Origin of the sequence: Lacticaseibacillus baoqingensis (assembly GCF_003946165.1) — a bacterium.
In the GTDB taxonomy this organism is placed as follows: Bacteria; Bacillota; Bacilli; order Lactobacillales; family Lactobacillaceae; genus Lacticaseibacillus; species Lacticaseibacillus baoqingensis.
Window position 1 is genome coordinate 60,913 of sequence record NZ_RHOI01000012.1, and the last position, 9,278, is coordinate 70,190.

Consider the following 9,278-nt stretch of genomic DNA (forward strand, 5'->3'; position numbering starts at 1 on the left):
TATGCAAAGCGATAGGAAGCAACAGTTTTTTTAAAAGCCTTTCTAATAGCGAATCAGCTGTCGGGTCTGGTTTATCTCGCCACATATCGTAATAGCGGTAGACAGTGTGCCATTCTGGGAAATCGTGTGGTAATTCACGCCATTGACACCCTGTAGTAAGCGAGTAAAGGATGGCATTGAATACGTCATAAAGATCATAACGACGCGGTCTTGTATGCTTGCGGAAGTTTTCTAAATCAGGTTGTATTAACGCAAATTGCGCTCGAGAAATATTGCTTGGATAATCTGGCATGACAAACTCCTCAGTCGGTTTTCCACAATTCTACCAGATTCAGCAGATACTAGACAGGTTCTAAGACAGGTGCCCGCATGATAGTCAGGAATCTTGAGGGAGTGTAAAATATTTTGTGTAAATTGATACCTTGAGGGTATTGAAAAAGGGAAAGCCTTCCCCGTATGATTGAAATCGCTAAAAAACCAATCAGAATACGGAGGCTTTCCCCATGAACCAGTTTAACAAAGACCCCCAGTTTACATTAGTGCTATAATGAAAAGGAAATTAATTTTTGGAAGGGGAAGGAAACGATGTTTTCAAAAAATAATCATTTGCTAACTGATCGTCAATGTACACACCAAAACCCTAAATTTGCTTTACGGAAGCTGAGTATTGGGGTAGCTTCTGTCCTGTTGGGAACTATTTTCTTGATGGGTGAAGCTAATGTCCAGGCGGACACGGTTACTGATGCTAATCAAGAGAACCCAGTTATCGCTACGACGACTGCTGATACTCAAAATAAAAGTACAAGCAAAAGCAATATTGATCAGGCTAAACAACTGATTAATAATCAGACTACTGTGGTAGAAAATGAGAAGCCTGCTAATCCATTGCCAGACTATAAGCCGATAACGTATGTTAACTATGATGCCGTAAGTATCTATCCTGCGAATGATGCTCAGGGGAACCCATCAGTCTATGTGAATGATCATATATTTGATAATGTTCATAAGCCAGGCGATCGGGTTTATGACTTCATTAAGGGGGCTAATGGTTGGTCTTCCGGTGTTTATTACTATCACCAAAACAAACAACATACGGCTGGTTACCATGCTTTGACACCAGTGGATGCCAATGATCGTTCCAAGGGTTATCAAGTTCCGGATTTTGAAGCCGACATTTTAGGTGGCGAAGGGATTGCCTTAGATAAAGATGGCCATTTAATTGGTGCCTATCCGGGTGAAAGTCATTGGAGTAGTATGGCACCAGGAGCGGCTGTAAATACTTATATAACGCTTCATCCTGATCGGCAACGAGTAGAGATTAACTTTTTGGATCAAACCACTAATAGCTCCTTAGGAAAAGTTGTTTTGTGGGGATACAGTGGGATCCAAAGTCAATTTAAGGTTGATGGTTTATTAGCTAAATTGAAATCTTTAGGATTTGAAGTTACTTCGTCTGATTTTCAAAATGGCTTCCATTACGATAGTACTAACAACGATTACTATAGCAGCTCCGATCCTAATCAGTGGCAAGATAATCAGTTACAGTCCTTTACGATTGTCCTCAGCCATCCACAATCAACTGAGAATGGTCAAAAGACCATTACGAGAACCATCCATTATAAGTACAGTGATGGTAGTCAAGCCCAACCAGATAAGGTACAAACGATTACCTTAACCCGGGCGGGTTCTAAGGATGCAGTTACAGGCGAAATTACCTGGGGTGCTTGGTCGACGGGTAGTTTTGATGCTGTTACTAGCCCAACGATTGCTGGCTACACTCCAGACTATGCCCAGATTGATGCTGAAACCGTTGATGGTAATAGTACGGACATCGAACAGACCGTTACTTACATCAAGGATCAAGTTGCTACTCCTGATGATAGTCAGGGAACTAAGGGAAACCAGCATACAAAAACTAATACTACTAGCCAAGAGACCGCTAATTTGACTAAGAATAGCCTAACTAGTAATAAACAGCAGGCTAATCGATTGCCTCAGACAGGTAACCAAAGTGAAACTGGTGCTGTGGCATTAGGTTTAGCAACGATGCTGGGTATGTTAGGCTTAGCCGGGTTAAAGCGTAAGCATCAATAAGCTGAATAACTAGAAAGCGACACTCAACTAAAATGGCTGAGTACATCTTTTCTACTCAAAGCCAAGTTATATCAGTGCTTAATTACTGTTTTGGCCTGACTTTTTGAGTTTATTATTACCAATAACAGTTTTGGACGCTGATTTTGTGTACACTAAAACCAGCCAGTTCAAAAATCATTTTAAAATTATCGTTAAACTGGCTATAATAGAGATTGATCAAAAGGTTATCCTTGTCAATTAGCAGTGTTTGGCAAGTTGATAATCATACTTCTGACCATAGATTATTAGGTGGTAGATGGTTCTAATCAGTTTATGGACAGCTGCGATCGCAATCTTCTTGGAGTTCCGGCTCTGGGAAGATTTTTTCTTTTGCAAGTAGTAGTCTGCGATGTGGCACTGATGGTAGTGACTAGCTGAAGCCATTTGGCCAATGGTTCGGTATAAGATTTTACGAGCCATTGTATTACCGCGTTTACTAATATGGTCAGCCGTAATAAATTGTCCGGATTCATAATGACGCAAATCCACTCCAACAAAAGCATTTAAGGCATTCGGGTTCCGAAAGCGTCGAATGTCACCTAAGGTGCCTAAGAGTAAGACAGCGGTTGTGTTTGAGATTCCTGGAATACCCCAGTTTAACAAAGATATTATCGCAGCGCTATCTTCCGACAAAGATATTACCCTGAATGAAGTCTTACGTCGTCAAATTGAAGTGGCCGCTAATCAGTTCCTTCAAAATGAACTGACTGCGGTGCTAGGCTACGAACCACATACCCGGATCGACCGATCAAAAGACGACGTGAACTACCGGAACGGGGCGTACACCCGCACGATCGACACTGAGTACGGTGAAATTAATCCCTCAATTAATCTGACGATCCCACGGGACCGGTTAAACAAGTTTCAAAACGCCCTCTTCCCTCCTTACGTGCGTCGGACTGATGGACTGGAGGAAATGGTCATCAAGATGTACTCCAAGGGCGTCACAACTCGTGAAATCGCTGATATGGTTGAGAGAATGTACGGCCACTACTACTCACCAACCACGGTTTCAAACATCACTAAGCGGACGGAACACCTGGTTGAAGAGTTCCACGAGCGCAAATTCAAGTACTCACAGTACGTCTGTGTGTTCCTCGATGCTACTTACATTCCGTTACGCCGTGGTACCGTTGAACGAGAAGCCGTTAACGTAGCGATCGGAATTCGAAGTGACGGCGGTAAGGAAGTTCTTGACTACAGTATCGCACCGACCGAGAACGGAGCCGCTTGGTCTGAACTACTCCAGGGATTACGCGCACGGGGGATTAAAGATATTCAGTTGTTCATCGCCGACGGTTTAGTTGGACTTCAATCTGCGATTGAGGCTAACTACCCGCGGGCGAAGTTTCAACGGTGCTGGGTCCACGCAGAGCGCAACCTTTTAGGGTACGTTCGCAAAAACGATCGCAGGGAGATTATCACCGACTTTAAGGCTATTCGGCAAGCAGAGAACCTACAAGCCGCCAAAGAACGATTGGCGGCTTTCAGTGCTAAGTGGGAGTCCAGTTATAAGCGTCGAATCAAGAATCTAGTCCAAATGGAGGAGCTATTCACGTTCTTAAGTTTTCCAACTGCGATCCGTCAGACCATCTACTCGACGAACCTAATTGAGTCGTTCAATAAGAGCCTGAAGAAGATGGTCCGACGTAAAGAGCAGTTTCCAAACGAAGGAGCCCTCGATCGCTTTGTCATGACGCAAGTGATGGAGTACAACGATAAATTTGAGAATCGAGCACATCGGGGATTCAAGGACTGTCACGACACGCTTGATTCGATGTTTTAGAATTGCCAATTCACGCGGGCGAAGTTTCCTTTTTTACACAACATTCTTGACACTCTCAATCTTGACGATGATTTCAGTCCGGCTGTACCGTTCTGTGAGGGTCATTAATGCTGGCTTATCAGCTGAGCGAATGCCTTTGACCAAGTCACCCTCCCAATGTTCCACGCCTGTGCGGCCGTGAACGACCGTACAGGCGTGGGCCATGGGGTTATTCCAAGTGATAATGTAGCCAATCGGAAAACCATTAAACAACGAATCGATTAGATCCCGAACTTTGGTCGAGGGCCACACAAATGGCCGTTGCAGTTCCGGCAGCCCAATCTCCCCAGAGTTAATCCACCCCAATAATGTACCAATCTGACTATTCTGTACGTCGTATTTCGAATCTGCCACGGCTGATTGCCTCCCTTATACGTCTACGCTACTGCTGCACACCCAATGCCTTCATCACCGCATCCTCAATCGTGTTGTAGAACTTCAGCGAGAAAGCCGCAATCAAATCTCCCGGCACCGTACCCAATTCACTCGTGGCACTGGATGGAATCAAGACTGCCTTCGCCCCGCTATCCAGAGCCACCTGTAGCCGATCCGCCAAACTGTCCATTTTCTTAATGGTGCTGCCAATGGAGAAGTCTCCCAAAATGGCTAACCCGCCAATGACCGGCTTGCCCACTGAAATGGATACCAGCGCAACATAGGTCGCCAACGACAATTCCGCCGCCATGGCGCCATTATTCATGTTGGTCGCATTCACAATGTAGTCATGCTGCGCCGGCGCAATATTCTGACTAACCTGGGAAAAATTGGCCTTGAGGTAATTAAACGCCGTATCCATTTCTTCCTTCGCCAACCGATTGGACTGAATCCCGGTCCAACTCGTCTTCCCGTTGCCGGCCGTCATCTGCGACTCCAATTTTATCAAACTCAACCGTTCATCCGCATCATAAGCAACGGTGTAAACTTGGCCAGGCTTGCCCTCATTCTCAGGAATCAAGTCTGTCGAACCCTGCTCTGGCACCGAAACGAAATGTTCGTCAAACGTTTCCTTGTCGATGTAAGAAAAGTTAACATCGTAAAACTCCATGCCGCCAATTTTCTTCAATTGTTCTTTCACCCGCCGGCGCATCTCCAGCGCAAACGCCAAAATCTGGGCAATGTCGTCCTTCGTGAACTTACCATCTGGATACAGCAGCTTCACCATCCCAGACACTGTCTTGCGTACCGCAATCGTATCCCGCTGGTTCAGCTGATTACCCAGGGTGAAGTACTTGTCGAAAGCATCGCCGTAAGAAATCTTCCGTAGGGCCCGCATGACCTCCGCGAAATAGTCCGTGATCAGGCCATAGCCGTTCGTAAAGAAATTCGGCCGATACTTCGGAATCTCCCAGCCAGGCAAGTAGTTGTGAATCCGGTCCAAAAAGGCCGTGTCGTTAGCCATGACAGCGGGAAACGGATCAAACAGATTGGACGTCCGCATCACCACGTCCACCGGCTGATTGATATTCCCAACAAAGACCATCCCGGCCGACGCCTGGATTTCGTCCCGGCCCCGAGCAAAGGAGCCAGAGGCCATGTAGTCCTTCATGATCTGCACGCCATCGTTGTCCTTGAACTTGATGCCGGCCACTTCGTCAAAGGCCACGACGTCCCACATGCCGACTAGCCCCACTTCATGCCGCGCCATATTGAAGAACAGGTTGGCCACTGTCGTCTGACCGCCAGAAACCAGAATCGAATTGGGCGATAATTCTTTGTAGACGTGGGACTTCCCAGTACCCCGGGGCCCGAGCTCCACGAAGTTATAGTTATTCTCGACAAACGGGATCAGCCGCGATACCATGAGCCATTTCACCCGATCGTCAAATTGTGTCGGCTCCATGCCAATTGTCCGCAGTAACAAGTCAATCCACTCGTCGGTCGTGAATTTCTCCCGGGCATCATAAACTTCCTGCATGTTCACAGACGGCACCTGAACCGGGGTCAGCTGATCAATGAGAAAATGGTCATCGCTGGTATGGTCGTACTGCACCCGTACGATGGACCAAATGCCGCCCACCAACAGCCGCTCATAGTCCTGGACGTAGCGTTCATCCACCGGTACACCGGTGATCCCCAAGTTGCCAAACGCCGCCTCGTATCGGTCCTTATCCGAGTTCAAAGTCACGGTGATCTTGTCGATGACCGTATACGCTCCCTCTTCCCGAATCCGAGACTTCACCTTTTCCGCCTCGTCTGGCCGCACGTAGTTATTAGCCAGCGTCTTCTTGACGTTTTCCACGCCCCGTTCAATGATCACCGGATCCGAGCTGTTGGCATACTGCCCCAGCAGGAACTCCAGCACGTAGGTAGGGACGTTCGCCCCCTCCTTGATCTTTTGCGTCAGATCCTTGCGCACGAAGCGCCCGGGGAAAAAGGCCTCCAGCTTGTCCAGCAAGTCTGTCTGCACGTTCTCTGCCGCTTGCTCCTGAGCAATGGCTTCCGCTGGCACTGCCACATCCCCGTCACTCTTCGCTCGTAACTTTTCTTTCTCTTGCTTGTTATCAGATGTCAAAGCCGAAATCCCCTTTAATCGTCAAGTCCATTTGATATTGAATCCGCTGAATCTCTTCCTTGGTTTCCGCATTCTGAATAATCAGGTAGTATGCGCCGCTGTTGTCGAAGTCCCGATCCTGCAAGGTCAGGTAGAAGCTCTGGCGCCGGCTCGGGCTCTGAGGATCATCCTCCCGGCTATCGGCTACATAGCGTTGTTCGTTAGAAATGGGGCGATCCTGGCTATCGACAAAGTAGAGTACATAGGTGGCGGCGGTGGTCTTATCGGTTACCGGTTCTTCCTGAGAAATGGGCACCATCACGCTGCGGCTGGTGATGCGATGGGCGCCTTCAGTGACCTTAATCGACACCGGTGTGGCCTTGGATCGACCACTCTGTGTCCGCACGTGCAGCACCGGCACAATCATCTCTTCCGGTGACGCGCCGCCATGCACGTAGTTTTGTCCAGCTCCGGCGGACTTGAAGATACTATCCGTGGCCGGATAATAGACACGCCGCTGATCAACATTATTCAGCAGTGCCCCCAGACGCTGTGACCGCACCCCGGGCTGCTCGATGGTCTCACTGCTGATTGCATAGCGCTGCCCCAACACGTCCAGATCGTGGCCGCTGATGTCGATCTTGTCCGCCGAATCCAGACCAGACCGTTTGTACAGATAGCCATGATCGGCGGTCACGATGATGTGCGCTACACTTAAATTACGCAAAAAACCGATTGTCCGCGCAATTGTGTTGATGGCTTCCTCGGTGGCGTTAAAGACCTGCTTCTCGGTCTTCGCGTCATCACCAGTGGCATCCACTTCGTTGTGGTACAAGTAAACCACCTTTTGCCCCGCCAAGAGTTGTTTTCTTTGCGGCGTATCCCAGTCTTTGAGAAAAGTCATCACATGGTCGGCGTTGCTCTGCGGATCCCGATTTTGCAGGATCTGACGGCGCTTCTCCAGCGTGTCTGCTTTGAGTCCATCCACTAAGACTGTCTTGTCCGGCTGATAGGTTAATGTCTGATGCGGCAGCAATGCTGGCATTCCAAAATACGTCACAGAGGGCAAGCCAGAGTATACCGTATCGAGTTCTGTACTGTAGACATCCTGATCATCCAGCTTGCGTTTCAGCTCCGCTGCAGCTTCAAACCGAAAGGCATCAGAAATAATCACGACAATCCGTTCCTTAGGAGAACTGATAAATGTCCGATAAAAACTGCGCTGCCAGCTACGCGGTTCAACGTCTCGCGGATCAAACACTGTGGTCCAAGCTGTCACCGTCGGGGTGAGAAATTCATTGACGTAAGTGTTGTCCACTTTGTCAGCGATACCTTCCAGAAGATCCGTAAGGTCAATGGCAATCCGGTCGTAGCGCTGAACGAAATGCCGGTACGCTGTATCCACCGCATAATCGGTGGTGATGTATTGTTCTTTGGCGGCCGCTAAGTTTTTCACCTCACGCCGGCGGTACGTGAGAATCACCAAGGCAGCCTGCAGTAAGGCATACGCATCATGATACGTTTTACCGAAGTACATCTTTTCTCGTTGCGTCAAGACATCCGCCAACGGCGTCGTCCCCGCCACAGCATGGAAATCATCAGCCTGCAATCGCTCGACAACCCACGCCAGGATTTGCCGGTCAAAGTTGGCAAACACATCCGTCTTGAGCAAGTCCACAATATCCAGTTGCTGGAGCTGCCGGGAAACACCACTGAAGCTTTCAAGATGCTGCCACACTGCTTCGGCCAACTGACGATATGTATCCGCAAATGTCTGGTCATTTCTCGCTAAGGACAGAAAGGTGACGGCATTGTTGGCGCTGGTCAGCTTGTAATTATCGATACTCCGCGGCAGATCCTTCTCCATTTGGTAATAGGCAAAGTTCAAATACAGGGCCGTCGTGAAATCCAGCAGCGAATTGGTGGCACCATTGAAGCCATAGGCGTTCCGCACGTTCTCCCAGAACTGGGTGAGCAGACCATATTTTTCAAACTCTGCTAGAACTGGATTGGTATCACCAATGCCGGCCTGCAGCACGGCCCGCAAGACCATCGTCATGGTGTGATCACTGGCCCCGGCCAGCGCAGCCATGATGGCCATCTGCAAATCCTTGCCCGGCTGATAGAGTCTCTGAAATCTGGTCTGGCGGTCTTTGCTGGCAAAAAACCGTTTCTGCTCCTGGAAGGTCGCGGCATCCTCGTCCGGCACTCGCAACTCCTGCCGCAGCATGACCAGCGCATTAGCGGTGTATTCCCGCGAATAGTAAAGCATGTCCGTCATGAAATTCTCCGTCAAATCTGGCTTCGGCGCCGGCGAATAAACCAAGGCCGACTGCCCCTGCTGCTCCATCGCCACCAGCGTCAGCTTGGTCTTAAACTGCTCGTTTTTCCCCATGATAACGACCGGTTCCCGCAACTGCTCTGTAATATCCGCAATGTTGTCCGCAAACTCGCCCTGCGCGTCATACCAAAAGACAAAGTGATTATTGTCCGCAAACAGTTTCTCAATACCCGCCACGATCTTCTTGGTGTCTAGCTCCGCCATGTTTTTCATTCTCCGTTTCAGTGTCCGCTTATCCGTGTTCTCAACCTGTGTTAAGTATAACGAAGGGGCTCTGCCAATGCCATACTTCGCTAATCTTATCGTTCACTCCCAGCTATCAGAATGGGGTGATTAAGGAACTCGTGACCGAGGTGCCGCGGGATGATTTTGACGTGGAGAAGGAGGGGCAGGTCGAGATCATTGGGTGGCTGTACCAATACTATAATGAAGAACCCCATGATCAAGTGGTGAACATCAATGGCGGACCGGTAAAAACTGATGACATT

General features: G+C 48.7%; 6 protein-coding genes and 3 pseudogenes. 3 read left to right on the plus strand and 6 right to left on the minus strand.

The annotated features are described in order from the left end of the window. Positions 1 to 2 precede the first annotated feature (2 nt). A pseudogene (locus tag EKM91_RS06890) lies at positions 3 to 292 on the minus strand (transposase); the annotation flags it as partial. Positions 293 to 585: 293 nt separating this feature from the next. Here EKM91_RS06890 and EKM91_RS06895 point away from each other — a divergent pair. Further along, entirely contained in the window at positions 586 to 2,094 is a 1,509-nt protein-coding gene (locus EKM91_RS06895; protein WP_125751773.1) for a mucin-binding protein, read from the plus strand. Positions 2,095 to 2,331: 237 nt separating this feature from the next. Here EKM91_RS06895 and EKM91_RS14255 read toward each other — a convergent pair whose 3' ends face one another. Continuing rightward, the gene (locus EKM91_RS14255; protein WP_379896836.1) at positions 2,332 to 2,766 is read right to left on the minus strand and encodes a transposase; all 435 of its coding nucleotides are present in this window, start codon (positions 2,764 to 2,766) and stop codon (positions 2,332 to 2,334) included. Here EKM91_RS14255 and EKM91_RS06905 point away from each other — a divergent pair. Continuing rightward, on the plus strand, positions 2,720 to 3,919 hold the full coding sequence (locus EKM91_RS06905; protein WP_125751792.1) for an IS256 family transposase: 1,200 nt from the start codon (positions 2,720 to 2,722) through the stop codon (positions 3,917 to 3,919). The two genes, EKM91_RS14255 and EKM91_RS06905, sit on opposite strands and share 47 nt — an antisense overlap. A gap of 57 nt (positions 3,920 to 3,976) precedes the next feature. Here the strand turns inward: EKM91_RS06905 and EKM91_RS06910 are convergent. From EKM91_RS06910 to pglZ, 4 genes and pseudogenes are all read right to left on the minus strand, one after another. Then, positions 3,977 to 4,102: pseudogene (locus EKM91_RS06910) on the minus strand (IS30 family transposase); the annotation flags it as partial. A gap of 21 nt (positions 4,103 to 4,123) precedes the next feature. Then, positions 4,124 to 4,312 (minus strand): annotated as a pseudogene (locus EKM91_RS14180) (GmrSD restriction endonuclease domain-containing protein); the annotation flags it as partial. Positions 4,313 to 4,340: 28 nt separating this feature from the next. Next, positions 4,341 to 6,413: a protease Lon-related BREX system protein BrxL gene (gene brxL, locus EKM91_RS06920; protein ID WP_191987990.1), complete on the minus strand. Its 2,073-nt coding sequence runs from the start codon at positions 6,411 to 6,413 to the stop codon at positions 4,341 to 4,343. 46 nt (positions 6,414 to 6,459) lie between these two features. Further along, a complete protein-coding gene (pglZ, locus tag EKM91_RS06925) occupies positions 6,460 to 8,994 on the minus strand; it encodes a BREX-1 system phosphatase PglZ type A (protein WP_125751780.1) in 2,535 nt (844 codons plus the stop codon). Positions 8,995 to 9,086: 92 nt separating this feature from the next. On the opposite strand from pglZ, the gene EKM91_RS14230 reads away from it, so the two are divergent. Next, on the plus strand, positions 9,087 to 9,278 hold a 192-nt coding region (locus EKM91_RS14230), incomplete at its 3' end, for a hypothetical protein (protein WP_338015989.1).

Bases quoted from the DNA above. Each gene is read 5' to 3' on its own strand.
- EKM91_RS06895 (WP_125751773.1), top strand. From the start codon at position 586: ATGTTTTCAAAAAATAATCATTTGCTAACTGATCGTCAATGTACACAC.
- pglZ (WP_125751780.1), bottom strand. From the start codon at position 8,994: ATGGCGGAGCTAGACACCAAGAAGATCGTGGCGGGTATTGAGAAACTG.